Origin of the sequence: Arachidicoccus sp., assembly GCF_050436765.1 — a bacterium.
Classification (GTDB): Bacteria; Bacteroidota; Bacteroidia; order Chitinophagales; family Chitinophagaceae; genus Arachidicoccus.
The window spans coordinates 1-24,128 of the sequence record NZ_JBNQGD010000389.1; the positions used below are offsets into that span (position 1 = coordinate 1).

At 38.9% G+C, this 24,128-nt stretch carries 19 protein-coding genes; 12 read left to right on the top strand and 7 right to left on the bottom strand.

Annotated features, from left to right (window positions below; genetic code table 11):
- From ACQR30_RS16340 to ACQR30_RS16350, 3 genes are all read right to left on the bottom strand, one after another.
- A partial coding sequence (locus tag ACQR30_RS16340) for a carboxypeptidase-like regulatory domain-containing protein (protein WP_429736827.1) occupies positions 1–1,019 on the bottom strand: 1,019 nt, incomplete at its 3' end.
- 28 nt (positions 1,020–1,047) lie between these two features.
- Positions 1,048–2,397 (bottom strand): RagB/SusD family nutrient uptake outer membrane protein, encoded by a 1,350-nt coding sequence (locus ACQR30_RS16345; protein WP_429736828.1) that lies wholly within the window; start codon positions 2,395–2,397, stop codon positions 1,048–1,050.
- Positions 2,398–2,417: 20 nt separating this feature from the next.
- Positions 2,418–5,591 carry a SusC/RagA family TonB-linked outer membrane protein gene (locus ACQR30_RS16350; RefSeq protein WP_429736829.1) on the bottom strand — a complete coding sequence of 1,058 codons (3,174 nt, stop codon included), beginning with the start codon at positions 5,589–5,591 and terminating at the stop codon, positions 2,418–2,420.
- 489 nt (positions 5,592–6,080) lie between these two features.
- On the opposite strand from ACQR30_RS16350, the gene ACQR30_RS16355 reads away from it, so the two are divergent.
- The 3 genes from ACQR30_RS16355 to ACQR30_RS16365 all read left to right on the top strand — a co-directional run bounded on the left by ACQR30_RS16355 (position 6,081) and on the right by ACQR30_RS16365 (position 8,308).
- Positions 6,081–6,254 (top strand): hypothetical protein, encoded by a 174-nt coding sequence (locus ACQR30_RS16355; protein ID WP_429736830.1) that lies wholly within the window; start codon positions 6,081–6,083, stop codon positions 6,252–6,254.
- Between the two features lie 184 nt (positions 6,255–6,438).
- Positions 6,439–7,569, top strand: a complete 1,131-nt coding sequence (locus tag ACQR30_RS16360) for a sensor histidine kinase (protein ID WP_429736831.1) — start codon at positions 6,439–6,441, stop codon at positions 7,567–7,569.
- 19 nt (positions 7,570–7,588) lie between these two features.
- On the top strand, positions 7,589–8,308 hold the full coding sequence (locus ACQR30_RS16365) for a LytR/AlgR family response regulator transcription factor (RefSeq protein WP_429736832.1): 720 nt from the start codon (positions 7,589–7,591) through the stop codon (positions 8,306–8,308).
- Positions 8,309–8,547: 239 nt separating this feature from the next.
- On the opposite strand, the gene ACQR30_RS16370 is transcribed toward ACQR30_RS16365, so the two are convergent.
- The gene (locus ACQR30_RS16370; RefSeq protein ID WP_429736833.1) at positions 8,548–8,859 is read right to left on the bottom strand and encodes a helix-turn-helix domain-containing protein; all 312 of its coding nucleotides are present in this window, start codon (positions 8,857–8,859) and stop codon (positions 8,548–8,550) included.
- A gap of 363 nt (positions 8,860–9,222) precedes the next feature.
- Between ACQR30_RS16370 and ACQR30_RS16375 the strand changes: the two genes are divergently transcribed.
- A complete protein-coding gene (locus tag ACQR30_RS16375; protein WP_429736834.1) occupies positions 9,223–10,650 on the top strand; it encodes an RNA-binding domain-containing protein in 1,428 nt (475 codons plus the stop codon).
- A 174-nt stretch (positions 10,651–10,824) separates the two neighbouring features.
- On the opposite strand, the gene ACQR30_RS16380 is transcribed toward ACQR30_RS16375, so the two are convergent.
- Complete coding sequence (locus ACQR30_RS16380; protein ID WP_429736835.1) at positions 10,825–11,256, bottom strand: type I restriction enzyme HsdR N-terminal domain-containing protein; 432 nt, start codon at positions 11,254–11,256, stop codon at positions 10,825–10,827.
- Between the two features lie 140 nt (positions 11,257–11,396).
- Between ACQR30_RS16380 and ACQR30_RS16385 the strand changes: the two genes are divergently transcribed.
- On the top strand, positions 11,397–12,173 hold the full coding sequence (locus ACQR30_RS16385) for an AMP nucleosidase (RefSeq protein ID WP_429736836.1): 777 nt from the start codon (positions 11,397–11,399) through the stop codon (positions 12,171–12,173).
- A 7-nt stretch (positions 12,174–12,180) separates the two neighbouring features.
- On the opposite strand, the gene ACQR30_RS16390 is transcribed toward ACQR30_RS16385, so the two are convergent.
- The gene (locus ACQR30_RS16390; protein WP_429736837.1) at positions 12,181–13,239 is read right to left on the bottom strand and encodes a rhodanese-related sulfurtransferase; all 1,059 of its coding nucleotides are present in this window, start codon (positions 13,237–13,239) and stop codon (positions 12,181–12,183) included.
- A 102-nt stretch (positions 13,240–13,341) separates the two neighbouring features.
- Positions 13,342–15,132 carry a chloride channel protein gene (locus ACQR30_RS16395; RefSeq protein ID WP_429736838.1) on the bottom strand — a complete coding sequence of 597 codons (1,791 nt, stop codon included), beginning with the start codon at positions 15,130–15,132 and terminating at the stop codon, positions 13,342–13,344.
- Between the two features lie 254 nt (positions 15,133–15,386).
- Between ACQR30_RS16395 and rpmI the strand changes: the two genes are divergently transcribed.
- From rpmI to rpsA, 7 genes are all read left to right on the top strand, one after another.
- The gene (gene rpmI, locus ACQR30_RS16400; RefSeq protein WP_119987908.1) at positions 15,387–15,584 is read left to right on the top strand and encodes a 50S ribosomal protein L35; all 198 of its coding nucleotides are present in this window, start codon (positions 15,387–15,389) and stop codon (positions 15,582–15,584) included.
- A gap of 65 nt (positions 15,585–15,649) precedes the next feature.
- Positions 15,650–15,994: a 50S ribosomal protein L20 gene (gene rplT / locus ACQR30_RS16405; RefSeq protein ID WP_429736839.1), complete on the top strand. Its 345-nt coding sequence runs from the start codon at positions 15,650–15,652 to the stop codon at positions 15,992–15,994.
- A gap of 170 nt (positions 15,995–16,164) precedes the next feature.
- On the top strand, positions 16,165–17,595 hold the full coding sequence (locus ACQR30_RS16410) for an arginine decarboxylase (RefSeq protein ID WP_429736840.1): 1,431 nt from the start codon (positions 16,165–16,167) through the stop codon (positions 17,593–17,595).
- Positions 17,596–17,708: 113 nt separating this feature from the next.
- The gene (locus ACQR30_RS16415) at positions 17,709–19,367 is read left to right on the top strand and encodes a glutamine--tRNA ligase/YqeY domain fusion protein (RefSeq protein ID WP_429736841.1); all 1,659 of its coding nucleotides are present in this window, start codon (positions 17,709–17,711) and stop codon (positions 19,365–19,367) included.
- Between the two features lie 371 nt (positions 19,368–19,738).
- Positions 19,739–20,887 carry an AAA family ATPase gene (locus tag ACQR30_RS16420; protein ID WP_429736842.1) on the top strand — a complete coding sequence of 383 codons (1,149 nt, stop codon included), beginning with the start codon at positions 19,739–19,741 and terminating at the stop codon, positions 20,885–20,887.
- Complete coding sequence (locus ACQR30_RS16425) at positions 20,887–21,525, top strand: DUF3226 domain-containing protein (protein WP_429736843.1); 639 nt, start codon at positions 20,887–20,889, stop codon at positions 21,523–21,525. Before ACQR30_RS16420 ends, ACQR30_RS16425 begins: the two co-directional genes overlap by 1 nt.
- A gap of 229 nt (positions 21,526–21,754) precedes the next feature.
- On the top strand, positions 21,755–23,641 hold the full coding sequence (rpsA, locus tag ACQR30_RS16430; RefSeq protein WP_429736844.1) for a 30S ribosomal protein S1: 1,887 nt from the start codon (positions 21,755–21,757) through the stop codon (positions 23,639–23,641).
- Positions 23,642–24,128: the final 487 nt, after the last annotated feature.

The window sequence follows — 24,128 nt, forward strand, 5'->3', positions numbered from 1 at the left end:
AGCCGGTAATCATACCATTGTTTTAAAGCGACGTCATCAAAATGATTATTCGGGTCAGTATAGACACCGGCCAGACGCTGGGCTTCCAGCAATCCTTTTGCATCCAACAAATGATAGGAACTCAAGTCCGGCACCTCTATATTCATATTTACAGAATAAGTAATCTGGGGCTTTCCTGCAACCGGCTGCTTTGTTTCTATAACAATTACACCATTCGCCGCTTTTGAACCGTACGCAGTAGTGGCAGCCGCATCCTTCAAAACGGTAATGCTGGCAATTCTGTTGATATCCATATCAGCAATAGTCTGTAGCGTTGATTGAAACCCGTCCAGAATAATCAAGGGCTGGTTAGGATTCAGTAAATAACTCGACATAATATCACCATTTGAAATAGGAGTCGCACTGGTGGCACCGGAGCCCTGTGTAGTCACCGGCAAATTGTTTTGCCCCCTCAGTTGAAGAACAGGAAGCGCGTTAGGATCGCTTCCAAGGGCATTATTCTCTTGTATGCGGATGGAAGGTTCCAATGTAGCGAGCGCCTGTAATACATTGGTTGGGTTTACATTTTTTAATTCATCGCCGGAATAGGTTTTGGCTGCTCCCGTAAAATTCCCTGCCGGTCTCTTATATAGACCGGTATTGACCACCAATTCGCCCAACATTGCCGCTGAACCATACAATTGAATTTGCAAATCGGTCTGTCCCGGCTTCAATTTTATTTCAACCGGCGTATAGCCTACATACGATACCCGTATGATCGCTTTTTGCGGTACATTTTTCAGCTCAAATGTTCCGTCCTTTTTAGTAATGGTATAAATTTTCGTCCCCTGGATAAAAACCACCGCACTTGCCAAGGCTTCGTTATCGTCATTTTTAACAACACCCTTTACCACCGCAATTGTTTTCTCCTGCGCAAAAAGCAAGGAATTAGTTGAAAAGAAAAAAAGGAAAAGGAGTACAAATTTGATATGCAAGAAAATATCTCCCTTATTCTGTATTTTATTTTTGAAATGGCTCATATTTATAGTTCTACTTTATTTCAATTCTTTAGTCTGGTTTGGTAAATACATAAGAAGCATTGGCTACAACAGGGACTTTAGTAAAAGGCAAGGATGAAAAAGGCATGTTTTTTCTCTTATAGTAAAAAAACATTTGCCCTTCGCCCAAAAATTCTTTCTGGTATTCTTTTCTTATTTCGGTATTCAAGCTGTCTGCGCTTAGGGCGCTCAGTGCGTACTTGGCAATATTGCGATGTACCCGCACGGTGTCTAATAAAGCTGTCGCTGACAGGGTGTCCTGAGTTGCCGTCGCACATTCAGCTGCGATATAATACATCTCCGTCATACGAATCATGGGCAATACATTCGCAGTGGCACCATAAAACTTTCTGGGCGAAATGGTATTACCCAAAGCGACACCCGTTGAAGGATCCACAAATGCCCTTCTCCAGTCGCTTGTAGCCCCACCTCCTGTCACAAACAGTGCAATCTGGTCTCGTGCCGAGAGGCCAAGGGGCGGTGTGGTATTGAATACAGTTTTATAATATTGAAGGGAAATCTCGCTATAACTGAAAAGAGAAAACAAGTGCTCATTGGTAAACATCAAATCTTTATTATTAACAGACAAGGGGAAACGATTGCTGTTGATCACAGACAAAGCCTGCATTTGCGCGTTTGCAAGATCCCCTTTATACAAATAAATGCGCGCCAATAATCCATTTACAGCCCAACTCGTAAACTTCGAGGTAGTTAAATCCGCATCGCTCAGCAATGATTTTGCCACCAACAGATCTGAAATACAAGAATCGATAACCGCCCCAGTCGTCGAAGCTTGTACAGCAATGGGACTTAGTTTTGTTACATAAGGGATGCCGGGGGCATGTAAGCCGGCAGCGGCGGGAGATGGCGAAAACATTCTTAACAGGTCAAAATGTATGAATGCACGAAGACCCATTGCCTCCCCTTTAATCGTATTGTAATTATCGCCCGTGAAAATACTTTTGCGTTGATTTGCATTTTCCAACAAATTATTTAAGTTGGCAATACACAGATACATACTATCCCATATATTGGTAAATACCGCCTTTACATCCGGATCATCGAAGTTGTATTTAGCTCCTTCATAATAAAGATTTCCAATAGCAGCAGAAATAGTGGTATCATAACTTCTTCCCAATACCGACATTAGTCCAAAAGTCAAATCTCTACCATATAAACTTTGGCTTCCCATTTGCAAATACACACCGTTCAATACTTCTCTAAAACCCTGTTGCGTTGAATAGACCGTATTCTGATCCACCTGCAAAGGCGCTTTAACGTTCAGCCATTTTTTACAAGATGCCAGGGAGAGCATTAGTATTATGGCAATCAGACTACAAAATTGATACCTCTTTTTCATCGTGTTAATTCTTTATGGCGTTAGAAACTGGCGGTAATATTGAATGAATACTGGCGTTGGAATGGATAATAGATACCTCTTTCGTAGTTCTTATCGGCGGAACAAAAAATATTATTTACCATGATACCCAGTTTTAGGTTTTTCGCATTTATCTTTTCGATTATCTTTTGTGAAAAAGTATAATCCACAGAGACTGCCGAACAATTGATAAAATCGCTACTCGCTACAAACCTTGTGGTTGCATACGTCGGTGAACTCACCATTCCATTTACCGAAAGCGGCTTATACAGTACGTTATCGCCGCTTTGCGCCCATCTGCTATCAGCTGCACGGCGATCAACATTATAGGTAAGATCTGCATTTTCAACCTTGTCCGCTAATGTCTGGTTGTAGAACTGCCCGCCCACTTGGTAATTAAAATAAATGCCAGCAGATATATTTCTGACCGATAGTGTTGTTCCAAAGGACCCGAGCCAATTGGGCGATAGATCACCCGCGAGCACTTTGTCTGAGCCATCCCAGGTAAAAGTTGGTGACCCATCCGCCTTTAAGAATTTTTCCTGTCCCGTAGAAGGGTCGATACCTAATGACCGAACTGCCCAGATACCGGTCAGGGACTGACCAACAATGTATTTAGGCTGGGGCATTGTCTGATCCCTCCTGTCACCTATGCCACTTAAATTATCTAACCATGAGGACGTTGCCCTTATATAATCTCTGTTATGAATACCATTTAACCGAAACGTCCAAACAATCCCATCCCTGGTGTTATGAATAATGTTGTAGTTTAAATCAAACTCCATCCCTTCATTCTCTACCACGCCGAGATTATCATAATAAGTATAATTCAGAAAGCCGGTGGAGGAAGGTGACGCCACCGGCAAAACAATCCCTTTTGTTTTATTTCTATAAACATCCAGGCGAATGGCGAGGTTTCTGTTTAGTAACAGCGCATTGAACCCAAAATCCTGTTTAAATGTCTGCGGCGCTTTAAGATTATCATTTGCAAAACCAGTCATGAAAGCGCCCAGCCCGATGTCTCTTGTAGCTAAACCGCTTCCACCCTGTACATATTGCCTGTCCGTATAATAATTGTAATAGGTCTCGCCCAAATAGGACGGGAAAAACTGGCTACCCGCCGTACCGACACTTGCATGGATGCGGAATTCACTTAGAACTTTATTGGGATGAAAAAATCTTTCCTGATGCAAATTCCAGCTCGCGCCGGCTGCCCAATGTGGGGCTATCAGATTATTCTCTCCAAACTGAGATGAACCATCAGCATTTGCAGTCAATTCTAGTTGATAACGGTTATCATAACTATACGTAAAATTACCGTAACCAGAAGCAAGTCTTGTTATAATTTTACCCGTTTGCGGTCTATCGTTTGAATAGGCATTTCCAAAAGACAAATCAGATAGTTTATCACTTGTAAAACCAATCAGCTCCACTCCCGCTGATTCACTGCTCGTCTCCATCGCCGAAATGCCGGCCGACCCATAAAATTGGTGAAGATTTACTTTTTTCTCATAATTAAGATTCAGTGTTCCTTCCCAACTAAAAAAATCACTTTTTGTTTGATTATACTGTCCCCTTTTGAAAAAATCATCGGGCGTAAGTTCTGCAAAAGATGTATGACTAGGCGGCAAGAAAAGATTTTGCTCATCAGATTGTTTGGTTATTCCAAATCTTCCATCCAATTTAAAACCCGAACCAATACGCCAATTAATTCCGATAATATCATTCAGCCTTGAATAAGTTGTTACATCCGTCGTAGAGATTGTCCCATTATAGGCCGGGTTGTAAAAATGGACGGTATCTCCCGCATTGGTATATTGTTCGAGCAAACGAACCATTGTGCCGGTTAATGAATCATATGGATTCCAGTAAGCATTTTGTTTTGTATAGTCACTAAAGTGACCATAAGGTGAGTTCGCGGCAGTTGAACTTGTGAAGGTCAGGTAATTGCTAATTGTCAGATTTTTCATCCTGGTTCCGATATAACTGCCGAAATTTGTATTCTTTCTACTTGACCCCTTCATAACCCCTTCCCTATCATCGTACGAGAAATTCAAGCCATAGTTTATATCGTCATCACCACCTTCCAAAGAGAGATAATGCTTGTTACTAATACCCGATCTGGTAGGTATATTCAGCCAATCCGTGTTAACCCCTTTATTTACCTGGTCTACCCGGCTTTGATATAAAGAAAGATTGTTCTGGTAAAAACCCGCGGCTTGTTCTAACCGAAGCTTCCCGGAAGCGTCCATTAGCTGATAAGACGAAAGGTCAGCTTTATTCACTTGTAGCTGGCCGGAGTAGGTAACCGTAAAGTCTCCTTTCTTTGGACGTTTGGTTTGAATCAGTAATACGCCCGTCCCCCCTCTTACGCCATATTCAGCAGTCGCAGCAGCATCTTTTAAAATAATCACCTCGTCAATGCGATTGATATCAATATCCAGCACCGTTTGAAGTGAAACCTGCATACCATTTAATAGTACCACCGGTTGATTAGGGTTTGCAATATTTGAAGCGATAAAGTCACCCACAGAAGGATTAACCTGTGTACCCGTCGCAGGCACATTACGCTTATTGGCAATGGTTGCAGAAACAGGGAAATTATAAGCCCCCCTAATGTTTACTAAAGGCATACTGTTGGGATCATCACCATAGTTATTGTCCTTATAGGCAATAAAAGACGGAGCATAATATTTTAATGCTTCTATAAAACTTATTGAATTTACCCTTCTGAGGTCATTGCCAGAAATGATTACCGCTGAACCAGAAAAATGCTCTAACGGCCGCTGATACAATCCATTATTATAATTCGGAACGGATGAGGAAATTTCTTTTTCACAAAGTCGCGCCTTAACTTCCGCTTTCGCCTTTTTTGAGATAGCCAAGTAACCGTCTTTCCTTATGATAATATTACTTCCCGCAGCAACCTGGTCAAATTCAACAATTCCGTTTTGATTTGTATAGCCTATTTGCAAGCCGATGACAACATACGCACTATCTATCGCAGTCCCATCCATCAGGTCTTTTACGCTCACCCGGACTTTCAATAGATTGTTCTTCGCAATAGTATCCGCGAGTGTTTGCAGACCAACACCAATTTTTTCTCCAGACGCAGTTATGGAAAAACAAAGAAAAAATAAAGCCGCAGCAGTCAATGAAAGCATTAAACGTTTCATGAAAAAAAATATTAATTTTGATTTACCATCGTTTCCTTTTAGAAACCATTGCCGGACATGGGCAACTTATTAACAAGCAATCAGTGAAACACCTATTTATCAGGAATTCCACTATCAGTAAAATTCACAGTCCAAGTTAGCTGGCTTTTTTTTGCCAAAATTAAGTTATTTAACAAATTCCCGTTTTTAGATGACCAAATCGATAAATGGATAGACGAATTTTTTGGTAAGCGAACTGACTGCACTTATCCCCGAAAGGAAATGGTGCTTCGACAATACCAAAAACAGTTTTGGCTTTTATCGGACAATTATGCGGCACATACAGTTCCACGTACTTCCTCCCCGTTCGTGCCGCCAATTGATCCCCTGCATGGAACAAATCCTTTGTCCGCAACTTATATTTTTCTACAACAACATTCCGCATTTTCTTTAGTGATTGTTGCGCTCAGCCGTCAAACCCAAATGAAAAAATGTCCATTGCGAAAATGAATGCCTTACGCGCAACATTCCCCGGCCTTTAGCACTCCCTCCATTCTCAGCTCCCTACTCTTTAACAGGTCTGCTATTGTTTCTATAATTGGGATGATTAAGATGGATAAAATAAAAGAAAATACCGGCAACCCAGGAACAATAAAAGATGATAAGTTCGGTCTTTTAGTTTAATCTTTTCTTAAGCTTCACGGAGAATGACACCCAGGTCCATTATTCGTCCTTTAGAAAAAGGCGTAGGTCAATTATAACAGAAATGGAAGTAAATTTTGCAATAGGTTGTATCATCATCTCCTTATATTGATACCTGCCTCAACAATATAACGACAAATAAATTCTTCCATTTAAATTGTATATTGTGGATTCATTATTTTTAAATAGACCCTTTTTGAGAGTTCCTGCTTTTATAAAAAAACCAGTAAATGCTTTTCTTTTCCTTTGGATAGCCTGGATTCTTCTGTACTTCTTCACTTATATACCTACGCTTATAAGTGTTAAAAGAATTCAGTGGGGATATATCTTGTTTACCTATCTGCTAATGGCATCGATCAACTTTGTTTTATTTTATCTGGTCGCTTTTTACCTCCTGCCCCTTATCGGTATAAAACAAAAAAGATGGATGCTCTTAGCGGTCATTTGTTTACTGGTTGCCATTTTATTTTCTTTTTTAAAGCTAAGACTGGAAATGTTCCGCTCCGAGCGGCTGATGGAAAAAGATTTAATGAAGTTTAATCCCAATACAAAGAAAATCCCGAATCCGGATTCATTGGGCTTTTTCAGCTATAGGTTCAGAATTTATTTGCAAACAAATATTTATACGACATTTTCAATTATCATTATTGCTTTTGCCTATCGGCTGATGCTCACCTGGTATACCCAGGAAAGAATAAGCAAGGAGCTTGAAACGCAAAAACTCAAAGCCGAGCTTGCCTATTTAAAATTGCAGGTTAATCCACATTTTCTGTTCAATGCCTTGAATAATATCTATTCTCTGGCTTTAATAGAGAAATGTAAAATGACCGGGGACAATATTATGAAATTGTCTGAGTTAATGCGTTATGTGCTTTACGAGAAAGAAGATGCTGAAAATAAGGTAAGTCTCAATAAAGAGATTCAGCATATTAATAACTTTATTGATTTGGAAAAGTTACGACACCAGAGTGATTTTTATATCAATTTTTCAATTGAAGGAGATATAGATGATAAAAGAATCGCACCGCTTCTGATTTTCCCTCTGATAGAAAATGCCTGCAAACATGGCATTCTCACCGATATAGAAAGACCCATTGACATCAGTTTAAAAATAACAGATGATTACCTGGATTTTTCGATTGAAAATTATATCAATTCCGATCAGAAAAACAAAACCGGTGGAATCGGCATTCAAAATGTACAAAAAAGACTTGAACTGCTCTATGGCAACAAATACTCGCTCAATTTAAATCATGTAGGTGAAAAGTTTATTGTAAATTTACGTCTACCTTTGTAACTAACAATCAGGTTTACTTATGTTAAAGTGTATGATCGTTGATGATGAACCGCTATCCATAAAATTGCTAGAGAATCATATCAGTAAAATATCTTTCCTTGAATTGGCAAACACGTTTAGTAATCCAATGGAAGCGCTGATGAGTCTCAAAACAAATCCTGTGGATCTGATCTTTCTGGATATCCAAATGCCCCAGCTTAATGGTATTCAATTCATGCAATTGTTACAAAACCAAGCACTGGTAATCATCATTTCGGCCTATCAGGAATATGCAATTGAAGGATTTGAGCATAATGTGGTTGACTACCTGCTTAAGCCGGTCGCCTTCGAAAGATTCTATAAATCTGTTGAGAAAGCCTATAATATCAAAGACTACACAAAAAAAATCGAACGCCCCTACGACACATATCCTTCTACTGGCGGATACATCTTTATAAAGGTCGAAACCAAAATGGTACGAGTAGAGCTGGATGATATTCTTTTTATTGAAGGGCTAAAAAACTATGTTTCTATTTATACTAAAACACAACGTATTATCACCTTACAGGTAATGAAGCAACTTGAAGAAGTGTTACCGCCTAATCGTTTTGTAAGAGTACATAAATCTTTTATAGTCGCATTAAATAAGATTACAAGTATTGAAAGACAAGAAATTTTAATTAAAGAAAGAATCATTCCTATTGGTGCCACTTATGCAGAACACTTCAATCAGATGCTGCCCGGCGGGAAAGTGAAATGATTCTTTTATTATAATTAACAGCCGTGAGTCGGTAGAAGTTCACTTTCAGGTTATCATTATTGATATTTCTTCAACTCGGTTTCACTGGGATAATTCAATAAGATGGAGGCTGCTGAAGTGCCGCCCCTTAATAAGCCGCAGCTTTTAAGAGAGCTACATAATAATCCTTTTCTAAAAATTTCATTAGCTCAGCAATAAATAAGGATGGCGGGAGAATGTCATTGACATCTCTATGTCGTTTATTTTTTAGGAGCGCTTTTTTTTACAAAAATTACTGCATCCTGGAATTTTGTAACGAAAGTGTAGTCTACTGCCACCTTCAATAAATCTTTCTCCAGATTCAATACAAAAAGAACCTGTGCGTAAGAGCCGAAGGCGACGCCGGGCATACCTTTTTCAATTGCATGTAACGTAGGGCGGCTAATATTGGCTCTTTCAGCTACTTGCTCAGCACTTAGCTTTCTTCGTAATCTAGCCAGTTTAATGTTTTCGCCAAATTCGGCTAATATTTTAGCCGTGACCGGCAGTATCTGAAATTTATTTTCCTTCATAACAATAAATATATTTTACAAATGTAACGCTTTTTGTAAATAATTATTTACATTATTTGATTTCATCTCTTAAACAAAGCACATTCCGATATAATTACCAGTTGGTAATTCCACCAACGGGAAAATAGTTTATAATGTTACTAATTTACATAAAATAGCAACAATAGGGATTCAGTAAAAAACGGAACTTTCTCTGAGAAAATGCTTCAAAGTACAATAAGCCAAATAGAATTAAATTTAAAAGGATATAACATTGAAGAGAAATGATTTTATCAAATTTCTGTAATTTATTTGTAATCTTGTATTATATTGTCTAGCTAATCTTGCAGAGTACAATATATACCTTTTTTTGAAGAGAATAATATGACTAAGGAACAACTAATTACACGTCTTCAAGATATTGAATGGGAAGACTTTGAAGTAAAAGAGGCCGCAAATGATTTACCCAAAGATAGTTGGGAAACTGTCAGCGCATTTTCAAATAGTGCCGGTGGCTGGATTATATTGGGCGCAAAGCAAAAAGGAAAACAATTTGAAATTACAGGTGTTTCAAATCCTGAAAAAATTGAGCAAGATTTTTTGAATACACTTCGCTCTGAAAAGTTCAATATTAAAATTCGCCCGAAGGCTAAAAAATATATAATAGAACAGAAAACTGTTTTGGCTTTTTATATCCCAGTATCTGACCATAAGCCAATATATTACAATAGTCCTTCTAACAGTTTTATTCGGGCAGCAAGTGGCGACCAGAAAGCCTCAAAAGAAGAGATTGATGCTATGTATCGCGACCAAAGATTTGGTACGGAAACTTCAAGGATTATTGAAGATTCTACGATAGATCTTTTACATAAACCATCCGTCGAAGAATATCGGCAGTATTTAAGACGGTTGGAACAATCCCATCCATATAACAGACTCACAGATGAAAAATTTCTGGAGAAATTAAGGATCCTGCAAAAAGGAAAACTTACTTATAGTGGATTATTATTTTTTGGTAATAATGATGCCATCCAAAATGTGTTTAATGATTTTCGGATAGATTATCTGGAAATACCGGGAACAACTTATCAAAATGCTTCCGCTAGATACACTTATAGAATTGATGAACAAGAAAATATATGGCAGTATTTCTTTGCACTATTTAGGCGCATTAGCGGTGTTATCGATGTACCTTTTCAATTGACTTCCGATGGTTTTGCAACCGAAGACCAACCACAGGTAAATACCTTACGCGAGGCGTTGGTAAATTTGCTTATGCATGCTGATTATTTTAGCATAATGAAGTCGCGCATTCGCGTATTTACAGATAGGATTGAATCTTTGAATCCTGGTGCACTACCACAATCGTTAGAGAAAATACGCGCCGGCGATTTATCACTTCCGCGCAATCCTATTATTGCAAAATTGTTTAGGATGGTGAATCTGGCAGAAAATGCGGGTTATGGCTTTGATAAAATGGAAGCGGGCTGGGCACAATATAGTGATGCCAAACCTGTATTTGAACAAGGTGTTGATTTTACAAAAGCTGAATTTTACTTTTCTGTCAAAGGTGGCCAGAAAGGTGGCCAGAAAGGTGGCCAGAAAGGTGGCCAGAAAATGCTGACGACAAGACAAAAAGAAGTCCTTGAATTAATTAATAGCAATCCGCTTATCAGCAGACAGGAGATGGCAAAAGTATTATCAATGAATATTTCTGCTTTGAGGAAACACTTGGATGCTCTTAGGCAAAAAGGATTCATAGAACGAGAGGGTCCAAACAAGGGGGGCTATTGGAAGTTGCTTATTGAGTAATCTATTTCTGATATTATTTAGGGTCTTCCTGTCCTTTTCAACATTTGGGTTTCCCACCAGTTAAGATTGGGAGATTTATGTGATAAAGTCGGAATTGGAGCAACTTCCTCATCAAGGTGACGCGTTTTGTAAATGAGAGAATTTTCTTATTAGAAGTCAAAAGACTTTATGGAATTACCAGTCCGGTAATTCCGTTAATGACATCCCCCTTCCTTCATTTATTTCCCATCCAAAATGCTCTCTTCCGTTGGTAATAATAAGATAGGGTGCCAGCATCGTTGAATTATACCTTAGTATCTGCTGGGCAACGTTTTCAGAAAGGGGCACATTCATTTCTTTACATTCTATAATCAGCCAAGGCAACGCATTTTTAAAGACCACTATATCATAGCGTTTTTTCATTTCTCCGAGCCTAATTGTCTTTTCAATTGAAATCAAAGATGCAGGATACTTTTTTTCTTCAACAAGAAATTGAATAAAGTTCTGACGCACCCATTCTTCGGGTGTGAGGCGCACCCATTTTTTACGGCTCGGATCCCATATCTGCTCTTTATCTTCTACCTTTTTTATCTTAAAGTTTGGCGGGGGAAAATTGACGGATAGCATAATTCAAATATAGCATATTTTTCTGCCGGAAACTATATTGCAGCGGCAATAATTAGACAAAATAAAACAATAAAGACTTCTTTTTAAAATCAATATCTTCGTGAGAGATTTTATGCCATCCATAAAACGATCATCCATATATGAAAACAAAAAGTGAAATAGTAGCTAACTGGCTACCACGCTATACCGGAGAAAAATTAAAAAATTTTGGCGAATATATTCTATTGACAAATTTCTCCAACTATGTACACAAATTTGCCGAGTGGAATAAGGTAAAAATTATAGGAGAAGACAAGCCTTTTCAATGTGCAACCGCAGATAATATTACCATTATAAATTTTGGAATGGGCAGCCCCGGGGCGGCAACCATTATGGATTTACTTTCAGCGATCAATCCAAAGGCCGCTTTATTTTTAGGAAAATGTGGCGGATTGAAAAAAAGAAATAAAATTGGCGATCTTATTTTACCTATAGCTGCTATTCGCGGAGAAGGAACTTCCAACGATTACTTTCCACCCGAAGTACCGGCATTACCGGCATTTGCATTACAGAAAGCGATCTCCACCACCATAAGAGACTATAAAGTAGACTACTGGACAGGAACGGTATATACCACTAATCGTCGCGTATGGGAACAAGACGAAGTCTTTAAGGAATATTTAGTAAAAATACGCGCCCACGCCCTGCATAGGGAAACAGCCACTAGTTTCACGGTAGGTTTTGCCAATCATATACCTACCGGAGCTTTGCTTTTGGTGAGTGATCAACCAATGGTCGCTGAAGGCGTGAAAACAGCTGCCAGTGACAAAAAAGTCACTTCCTCCTACGTAGACAACCATCTAAAAATTGGTATCGATTCTTTAAAGCAACTCATCAACAATGGTCTTACGGTAAGACATTTGAGGTATGACGAATAGTAAGCGTTTATGCGTCCTCTTTGTTGCGGATTTCATCTAACCTGGGGCGTAAACGTACTTTAGATTTATTGAAAATATTCTGTCCGTTCTCTACGCCCTTTCTGATAGCCTTTTGTCTTTCAATAGGCATGTCCAAAGTATCTTTACATTCCCCAGAGCAGCATCCCGCATATTTTTGGGCACAGTCCTCACATTGTATAAATAATAGATGACAACCATCGTTTTTACAATTGGTATGCGTATCGCAAGGCTTGCCGCATTGATGACAATGTGCAATTATATCCTCGGTAATACGTTCCCCTAGGCGGTTGTCAAAAACAAAGTTCTTACCGATAAATTTGCTGGATAATTTTTCTTTTTTCGCCTGTTGTGCATAATTAATGATACCACCTTCTAAATGGAAGACATGCTTAAAGCCATTATGCAACATCCAGGCACTCGCCTTTTCACAGCGGATACCACCCGTGCAATACATCACAATATTTTTATCCTCCGCTTTATCTTTGAGCATATCCACGGCCATAGAGAGCTGATCGCGAAAAGTATCTGAAGGAATTTCAATAGCGTTTTCAAAATGCCCTACCTCATATTCATAATGATTACGCATGTCCAGGACAATAGTTGAAGAGTCTTCTAAGAGCTTATTCATCTGGGTAGCATTGACATACCTACCCTTATTTTGCATGGAAAAGGATGGATCGTTAATGCCGTCAGCCACGATCTTTTCACGTACTTTCACCTTAAGCACCCAAAAGGATTTTCCGTCATCATCCACCGCGATATTCAGGCGGAGGTCTTCTAATCCCTCGATAGAATGAATAAAATTTTGGAAGTCGGCAAAGTTTTCTTCCGGGACACTCATTTGCGCGTTGATACCTTCTTTGGCAACATAGATCCTGCCATAGGCATTCAAATGTTGTAAATGCTTGTATAAAAAATCCCGAAACTCCTGCGGATTTTGAATAGGGAAATACCCATAGAAACTAATCGTTGTGCGATTAAAGGTTTCTTCCATCAAGCGTTGCTTCAACTCCTGGTTGGAAACGCGGTTATGTAAAACGGCCATTTAGTTTGCATTTTAGACATCTATTGTAAAAATAAATGTTCCATTAAAAATATGGACTCGTATATCGTACGAGCAAAACAGGTAGCAAAGGTAGTATTTCTTTTAGGAAGTCTTGACGATTTCCGCACGATACTTATCAAGAATAGAGGCTTTCGCAATAAAGCCCAGCCACTTACCCTCTTTATCTACAATAGGCAAAACATTCTTGGCAGAGTTCAGCTTCTCATACTTTCGGATAGCCGATTCCATATCGTCTTCAATGGTCAACATGACCTGTTTCATCATTATATCGCCCGCTGTAATATTTTGGGTATCTGTCTGAGGGCCTAAAATAATCGTCTTCATATCATTTAAATAGATAACGCCCATAAGTACATTCGCCTCGTTAGTCACCGCGTACACATCTTTGTCGGAAACGCGTATGGAAGCAAGTATTTCAGCCATCGTGGAGGTCAGCTGAAATACCGGATAATCCTTGCGAATCAAAAATCTTAATTCCAGCCGGCTCAATAAGAATTTATCTTTATTGGTAGGGTCCAATTCCGACTGCTGGGATAATTTTTTCATCTCCAAAGCCAAGGGTTCAAAAGATTTTACGACAAAAAAACTAATGGCGGCGACAATCATTAAAGGGATAAAAAGAGAATAGCCATTGGTCACCTCCGCCGATAAAAATATGGCTGTTAAAGGTGCAAAAAACAATCCGCTCACCATGCCCGCCATACCCACAACAATCATGTTCACCAGGGGTACGTCGGCATAACCCAGCAATTGAAAGAAACGACCCACCACATAACCGAGTAGCGCGCCTATGACGAGGGAGGGAGCAAAGCTACCACCATTACCGCCCCCGGTAAGGGTGAAGGTGGTACCGAATATCTTAAAGATCATCGTCCCCAAAATAAAGAGCCAGATAATCCATTGATTGTGTGTACGGGCAATCAATATAGAGTTCTGTGGCACCTGACCTGTTTCCGCAAGTGTCTTTACAAAGATATAACCCTCCCCAAAAATCTGCGGAAAGAGAAATATCAAGACACCCAGCAGCAGAGAACCCACGAGCCAACGCTTAACCGGTGAACGAAAAGCCGAAAACTTATGGTCGATATAATGAAAGGATCTCATGTAAAAAAGACTCAGGCAGCCCGCCAACAGACCTAAGCCTACATATAAAAAGGTATTTTTAGAATTAAAAGCCTGTATATTATTGAAAGTCAACAAGACATTATCGCCCAGTATTATTTTCGCCAGCAAGGCCCCCGTAGCCGAAGACATCAATAACGGAATAAAAGAAGCAATAGAAACATCTATCAATAAGATTTCCAAGGCAAACAGGATGCCGGCAATAGGTGCGCCAAAAGCAGAGGAAATGCCGGATGCGATACCACAGGCAAGCAATAAGGTCTTTTCCTTGTAAGGCAGGAAGGTCGCTCTTCCGATATTAGAACCAATCGCCGCTCCTGTAGCCACCATCGGCGATTCCAACCCGCAAGACCCGCCCAGGCCTACCGTAAGTCCCGCGGTAACAATATGGGAATAACTCTGACTAAAAGGTAGATCAGAATTGTCTTTAGCAATAGCGTATACTATTTTGTCGTTTCCTTTTAAGAAATGCTTCTTATAAACCCGTTCTATTAGAAGGCTGCTAAGCCCGATACCCACAATGGGTGTCAGCGCCTGGTACCATACAATATCGCCAAACTTCGAACTCTCAAAGAAGAAATGTTCCAGTTTCACCACAAAAAGCTTCAGAATAATAGAACCGATACTTGCTAAAGCCCCCACCAGTAAACAACAAAATAGCAAAAACTGACCTTCCGTAAGCCTTCTTTTTAAAAATAAGAAGAAGGAGCGTATCTGAAAAAACGTCAGTTTAATAACTTTTCTATTCATGGAAGGAAAGGGGATGTTATTGCCGGAAATTGGCGCAAATGTACATGAAAATTAAGGCTATCACCAATAATCTTGCCTAATCAGGTATTTCGCCCCACAAATTTAGCTTCTTTGTTCAGAAAAATTATTTTTTCAGAAAAAAATATTACCTTTGCCATCCCAAAAAGGGAAAAACATATTACTCGTAAGGCCCAACAAGTGTTTCTCATGTGATGAAACCGCCAGCAGAGTGTAATCTTAATGGATTATTTAACATGCCAAAAGTAAAAACAAACTCGAGTGCAAAGAAGCGCTTCAAAGTTACAGGTACCGGCGAATTGATGCACCAAAAACCTTTCAAACGCCACATTCTTACCAAAAAATCAACTAAACGTAAAAGAGCATTAGGCATTAAAGGCACGGTAGCTCCATCGCACAAACCATTTGTAATGCGTTTATTGCGTTTGAAATAGTAAGAAGAGTTTAGGAAAAATCAATTTAAAAATCGTCGGGAGCTCCCGGTTAAAAAATTATAATTATGCCACGTTCAGTAAATGCAGTTGCATCAAAGGCAAGAAGAAAAAGGATCTTAAAACAAGCCAAAGGTTTTTACGGCAAACGTAAAAACGTATACACCGTTGCCAAAAACGTTGTAGAAAAAGGTATGACTTACAGTTATGTTGGTCGTAAATTGAAGAAACGCGAATACCGTCAACTATGGATCGCACGTATCAATGCAGGTGTGCGTGAAGAAGGAATGACTTATAGCCAATTTATCAACAAGCTTTCTGTAAAAGGAATTGACTTGAATAGAAAAGTTTTAGCAGATATGGCCATGAATGAACCAGAAAGCTTTAAAGCGTTGGTTGCATCCGTAAAATAAATGTTATTAAAATTTTTGAAAACGAGAACGGCATGGCTGTTCTCGTTTTTTATTGCAGGTGAAATAGTTAGATAGGACAAAATAATAGAATAAATCATAAATCATCCATCATATTTACTATACTTTTGTAACTCAAATTTTTACAATCAAATTATTAATCATTTTAAAGAATGAATAATACGTACACCGATTTGGTGAAACAAACTTTCCACTTTCCACAGGAAGGCGTAGATTTAAATGAAAACGGTTATTTAAAATTTAATGGTTTGGATCTGAAGCCGATAATTGAGAAACATGGGACGCCTTTAAAACTAACCTTCCTACCTAAAATTGGCATCAATATCAACAAGGCAAAGGATTATTTTGCCAAAGCCATGAAAAAGCACAAATACGAAGGCGAGTATTTTTATTGCTATTGTACGAAAAGTTCACATTTCTCTTTTATTGTGGAAGAAGCGTTGAAACACAATATACATTTAGAAACCTCTTATGCCTATGATATTGAGATCATCAATCAGTTATACAAAAAGAAGAAGATTGGTAAAGACATTCATATTATCTGCAATGGTTTTAAGCAAAAGTCATACACCTCCCGTATTTCGAAATTGATCAACGCCGGTTTCAAAAATGTGATTCCCGTTTTGGATAATAAAGAAGAGCTGCAAATGTATAAGCGCAGCATTCGCACCGGCGAGCCCTTTAAACTAGGTATCCGCATAGCGGCGGAAGAAGAACCGACTTTCCCCTTTTATACTTCGAGGCTGGGCATCAAAGCACGTGATATCTTAGAATTTTATGTAGATGAAATAGAAGGCAATGAAGATAAGTTTCATTTAAAAATGCTGCATATATTTTTAAATAAGGGTATCAAAGACGATATTTATTACTGGTCGGAATTAAATAAAAGTATCAACTTATACTGTCAGTTAAAGAAGATCTGCCCGGAACTGGACAGCATCAATATTGGCGGCGGCTTCCCCATAAAACACTCTCTGGCTTTTGAGTATGATTACCAGTTTATGATCAACGAGATTGTCAGCAACATAAAAATTGCCTGCAAGAAAGCTAAAGTACCGGTGCCCAATATCTTCACCGAATTCGGCAGTTATACGGTTGGCGAAAGCATGGCGCATATCTTTAGTGTCATCGGCGAAAAAGAGCAGAACGACCGGGAAACCTGGTATATGATTGACTCCTCTTTCATCACTACCCTACCCGATACCTGGGGCATTGGTGAGAAATTTCTAATGCTGCCCATTAATAAATGGGACAATGAATACCAACGGGTTGTCTTAGGCGGCATTACCTGTGACGGACATGACTATTATGATTCGGAAGAACACATCAACGAAGTATTTTTACCTAAGATAAAATCCCAGGACGCCAAAGACGAGGAGAATAAAAGGCCCTTGTATGTAGGCTTTTTTCATACCGGCGCCTATCAGGACCAAATCAGCGGATATGGCGGTATCAAGCACTGCCTCATTCCATCGCCCAAACACGTGATCGTAGAATATGATAAGAATGGAAAATTGGAAGAATGGGTGTATGCAAAAGAACAATCGGCACAGAGTATGCTGAAAATATTAGGCTATTTATAGTAGCTTACTCACTGACAAAAGTAGTAACAAAAGGCGGTGAGTAATTGCCGCCTTTTGCGTACTTTTAAAATTATGTTTTTATACAAGTAATATCAAAAAATTTTACGCAGCGCATGAGTGAAGAAAAATCATTGAATTTTATAGAAGAGATCATTGAATCGGATCTGCATACCGGTAAGTATACGTCCATCCTTACGCGTTTTCCACCCGAGCCCAATGGTTATTTGCACCTGGGTCATGCAAAAAGTATTTGTTTAAATTTTGGCTTAGCACAGAAATACGGCGGCAAGACCAATCTCCGTTTTGACGATACCAACCCGGAAAAAGAAGAGACCGAATATGTAGAAAGCATCAAAGAAGATATTCAATGGTTGGGTTTCGATTGGGCGCAGGAACTTTATACCTCCGACTATTTTGAACAATTATACCGGTTCGCGGTAAAACTGATTGAAAAAGGGTATGCCTATGTTGACGATAGTTCAAGTGAGGAGATAGCCACCCAAAAAGGAACGCCTACCCAGCCCGGTGTAGCCAATAGCTACCGCAGCAGGTCTGTAGAAGAAAATTTGCAACTTTTCGCAGACATGCGTGCAGGAAAATACCGTGATGGCGAAAAAGTGTTGCGCGCTAAAATAGATTTAGCCGCACCCAATATGTTGTTACGCGATCCCCTGCTCTACCGCATCAAGCGCGCGCATCATCACCGCACCGGTGACGATTGGTGCATTTATCCGATGTATGACTTTGCACACGGACAAAGCGATAGCATTGAAAAAATCACTCATTCTATTTGTACACTCGAGTTTGTCCCGCACAGACCTCTATACGATTGGCTGATAGAACAACTGTCGATATTCCCCTCCCATCAATATGAGTTTGCACGACTCAATATGTCTTATACCGTGATGAGCAAACGCAAATTGCTGCAACTGGTAAATGAACATATTGTTTCCGGTTGGGATGATCCACGTATGCCTACGATCTCCGGCATGCGCCGTCGAGGCTACACACCCAAGGCTATTCGCGATTTCTGCGACAGAATTGGCGTAGCAAAACGCGACAACTTAATAGACCTAAGCTTACTAGAGTTTTTTGTCAGAGAAGATCTAAATAAATCGGCGACCAGACGCATGGTGGTATTCGATCCCTTAAAATTGATCATTACCAATTTCAACGAAGCGGAAGAAATCCTGCAGGGCGAAAACAACCCCGAACAGGAAAATTCGGGTACCCGCAATATCCCGTTCTCCAAAGAGATTTTTATAGAGCGCGAAGATTTTATGGAAGAGCCACCCAAGAAATTTTTCAGACTGGCACCCGGACAAATGGTTCGTCTTAAATACGCCTATATCGTTCGTTGTGACAGTTTTGTAAAAGATGCGAATGGGAAAATCACCGAAGTGCATTGCACTTACTTTCCCGAAAGTAAAAGCGGCGCCGATGGTTCCACTTTGAAAGTAAAAGGCACTTTGCATTGGGTAAGTGTCGCTCATGCAAAAAATATGGAGATACGCCTTTACGACCGGTTATTTACCGCAGAGAACATGGACGATGTAGCGGGAGAATATACCGATTATTTAAACCCGGCCTCTTTGCAAACGATTACCAACGGCTATGCAGAACCGGCCTTGTTGGAAGACACGGAAAATACGCCCTATCAATTTTTACGAAAAGGCTATTTTGTATTAGATAAAGCCTCGACAAAAGATAAAATAATTTTCAACAGGACTGTTGGGCTGAAAGACAGCTGGTCAAAAGAAATGAAAAAGTAGGACCATTTTATAGGGGCATTTGTTTCCTACTGAGCTATTCACCGAAAAAAGAATAAAAGATGTCTACTTAAAAGTATACCTCCAATGAAACTGTATTTGCCAAATGATTGTTGTTTAATTTTCTGGAAACTTCGCGCAATATAATATCGCTCTTGAAGAGATCACTCCAGAATTCATCGAGTGAGTTTGCAAGTAAGTGGGTTTCAATCTTATTTTATTTCAATTAGCTCCAGTCTGATCAAGTCTGCATACAATTCTTTTTATCATGTAACGTTTGTTGAACACGGACTTCATAAATTCTGCATCCAACAAACTTTTAGCACCGAAATTTGAAGCGATTTGTGTTTGAAACTTAACTAAAACAATTATCTTTGGCAATTCAAAATATGCTTGATTCATTAAACATACAGAATTACAGAAACCTAAGGAAGCTCAGAATCAATTCTTTGGAAAGAGTCAACCTTATCATTGGTAAAAACAATACTGGTAAATCAACCATTCTTGAAGCGATTGCGATCTATGCTACCAAAGGAGATTTGGCATTAATCTTTCAATTACTTGGAGAAAGAGGCGAAGATTTCAAACGGCGGGAAGCTAATCAGGATTATACAGAATCAAACATATTGACATTATCTTCTTTGTTCACAGACCGACAAGTTGGTTTTGAAAGAAACAATGCTATTTCAATTGGTAGTGTTGAAAACACAATATTCGGTGAAGAAAGATCATCCGACAATTCAATTTCTTTAAGATTCGTACAATACTTTGATGAAACCCAAAGAGACAACCAAGGGGTAATTATAACAAGAAAAAGAACTGTTTTACAAAGTGGGGAGGAAAAACAAGTTGCTAACTTCAAAGTTGGATTAGAAATTCGGGTTGATAAAAATTCAAATATTCTTTCACTTGACGACAGTCGACCTTACAGATATTCTTTTAGAGGATTAGGTAATAATGAAAGTTTTCAATTTATAAGAACAAGAAATATCGATAGAGAAATAAACGGAAAACTTTGGGATAATATCACCTTGACCGAAAAGGAAAAATATGTAATTGAAGCCTTAAAAATTATTGAACCCCAAACCGAAAGGATTGCTTTTATTGGAGAAAATCCAAAAGAAAGGATGGCAGTTATTAAACTGGCAAACGCACCAGGTGTGCTGCCACTGCGTAGCATGGGTGACGGAATTAACAGAGTGCTAACTATTATTCTAGCTCTGGTAAATTCAGATAATGGATTTCTTTTGATTGATGAGTTTGAGAATGGATTGCACCACACAGTTCAAGAACAGCTTTGGAGAATAATATTTAATTTGGCGGAAGAATTAAAAGTACAAATATTCGTTACAACACATAGTGAAGATTGCATTACCGGCTTTGAAAATATTTTGAACAATCCAGATAACACAATGAAAGGAAAGTTAATTCGTCTTGAAAATATTAACGATATAATACGACAAGTTGAATTTAGTGCTGAAGAATTAAAAATTGCTATCGACCAAAATATTGAAACCAGATAATGAGTGGAAGGGAAAAATTCAACAGTAAGCTTTTAGTAGAAGGAAAAGATGATCAACACGTTATTTGGGCGCTGTGTGCTAAATTTAACCTTGCTCAAAATTTTGATGTAATAGATTGCGAAGGCATTACGAATCTTTTGGAGCAAATTCCCGTTAGATTTAAACAATCTGGAATTAATACGATAGGTATTATTGTTGATGCAGATAGCAATTTACAAAGTCGCTGGAATTCATTAAAAGATTTGTTGAAAGCACAAGGTTTTAATCTGCCCCATGATCTACCAGCTGAAGGACTTATTGAAAAAAACGCAGACAATAAGCGTATTGGAGTTTGGATAATGCCGAACAATAATCTAAATGGAATGCTTGAAGATTTCATTTCTTTTTTAATTCCTCAAAATGACAACCTATTACCAGTAGTTAAAGCGACGCTGCAAGACATTGAAGACAAAAACCTGAATAAGTATCGTGGAACACACAAATCCAAAGCTGTAATTCATACTTGGCTTGCTTGGCAAGAAGTACCTGGAACACCGATTGGCTCGAGTATTACGAAAAGCTATCTGACAACTAATGTCGAATCTTGTTTTCAACTGATCAATTGGTTGAAATTGCTTTTTTTTGACGATGGCCGGTAAAACGTCGTGGAACGGGCCGGTCGAATTAATTAAAAATTTATAGATGCAGGGCTAACGAAAAGAACGGATGACTAAGCATTGACGATCTTAACCTAAGATTCGTGTAACCGGTAATAAGCAGACAATAATAATTGCAAAAATTAAATACACCAGCGCTTGTGAAAACCTTGCTATATCTGAAAAAAGTCTTACTTTTGCCATCCCGAATTAAAACCCTCGGGATTTTTTTATGAGCGAAAACAATATTGTTAATCCAAACGCTGAACAGGAAGTGGTGGCAACTGCACAGGCAGAGCCCGCAACAGCGACAACAAATGCACCTGAGGTGATAGAAACTGCGCACGATGACTTTGATTGGTCTATCGACAAACGCAACGTTGCCCAATATTCTCACGAAGAAATGGAGAAATATGGCAAAGTGTACGAAGATACTTTTGTACAGATTGAAGATGGAGAATTGGTCAATGGTACGATCGTTGGTCTTACAAAGACTGATGTCGTTATCAACATTGGTTTTAAAAGCGACGGGCTTATTTCTTTAAATGAATTCCGCGATTTACCAGGTGTGGCTGTAGGCGATGAAGTAGAAGTAATGGTGGTAGAGAAGGAAGACCGTCAGGGCAACCTTAACCTTAGCCGCAAATCTGCTCGCACATTCCGTGCTTGGGAACGTATTGTGGAAGTACACAAAACCGGCGAAATTGTCACTGGATCTGTTACCAGCAAAACAAAAGGCGGCTTAATCGTTGACGTATTCGGAATGGAAACATTCTTACCAGGTTCACAAATAGATGTGAAACCGGTAACAGATTACGATCAGTTTGTAGGCAAAACAATGGAGTTTAAAGTAGTGAAAGTAAATGAAACTATTAAAAACGCTGTCGTTTCACATAAAGCATTAATCGAAAGCGATATTGAAGCACAACGTGCTCAAATCATCAGCCAATTAGAAAAAGGACAAGTACTGGAAGGTACTGTAAAAAATATTACAGATTTCGGTGCGTTTATGGACTTGGGTGGCTTAGATGGTTTGTTATACATTACCGATATTTCATGGGGCAGAATTTCGCACCCATCAGAAGTGCTTAAATTAGATCAAAAAATACAAGTAGTTGTTTTAGACTTTGATGATGACAAACGTCGTATCAGCCTTGGTTTGAAACAATTGACACCACATCCTTGGGATGTATTACCAGAAGTCATCGCTGAAGGTGCTGTTGTAAAAGGTAAGGTAGTCAACATCGAAGATTATGGTGCATTTCTTGAAATTCAACCGGGCGTAGAAGGCTTGGTTCACGTAAGTGAAATTACATGGGCTAACACACCTATCAATGCGAAAGAGTTCTTCAAATTGAACGACGAATATGAAGCCAAAGTGGTAACACTTGACAAAGATTCCCGTAAAATGAGTCTTTCTATCAAACAATTGACAGAAGATCCTTGGAACAGCATTGAAGACAAATTCCCAGAAAACAGCAAGCATAAAGGATTGGTGAAAAACATTACTCCTTACGGTGTATTTGTTGAATTAGAAGCCGGCATCGGTGGCATGATTCACATTAGTGATCTTAGCTGGTTGAAACGCTTTAATCACCCATCTGAATATGTAAAAGTGGGCGATGAAATAGATACGGTCATCTTATCTATCGATAAAGAAAACCGTAAACTACAGTTAGGACACAAACAATTGGAAGAAGATCCTTGGAATGCTTTAGAAGATACGTTCGCAGTAGGCACAAAACACGAAGCGACAGTAACACGTAAAGACGATAAAGGCGCTTTGGTACAATTGCCTTATGGTCTGGAAGGATTTGTTCCAAGCCGTCATCTTACAAAACAAGATGGTACCAGTATTAATGCTGATGAAACTGCAGAATTTGTCGTAATAGAATTTGACAGAAACGAAAAACGCATTGTTCTTAGCCATACACGTTTATGGGAACAAGCAGCTGTTGAAGAAAAAGAAGCAGTGAAAAAAGAAGCGAAAGCAGAAGCTGAAACAACTAAAAAAGCCGTAAAAGCTATACAAAGCAAAGTTGAAAAAACTACTTTAGGCGATTTAGGTGCATTAGCTGATATTAAAGCTAAATTGAAATCTGAAGAAGGCGATAAATAATCATCTTTCTTCTCTCAGTTTTCTGAGTTATAATAAAATACCCTGTTCATAAAATGAGCAGGGTATCTTTATTTAGGAACATTACGCATTATCGGCATTATGTGGGGTATAACCATTACAGGTTTTCAGGAACACCCACCTTTGGTGGGTCTTATAAGTGCATCTAATTGAACTCTTTCGTACATAATTTACAATTTACTCAATGTAATGAGTAAAATAACTCAATATTCCGAACAAAATCAAACATACGACGAGACAGACTATCTTCGGCAGTATTAATGAATTGAACAAAGATGGTCTTAGGCACTCCAAAGTCTCAAAATAAAAATACCAGCATAACTAACCGAGCGAACTGAACCCTATCCCCAATCAATGATATTTAACACACCGTACCGCTATAAAAAGCAAGGTGTGATAAGGACTACAGCCTAAACAAATACCTCGCCTATATTCATCATATAATAAAAATAGCTTGCCTATTATTAAA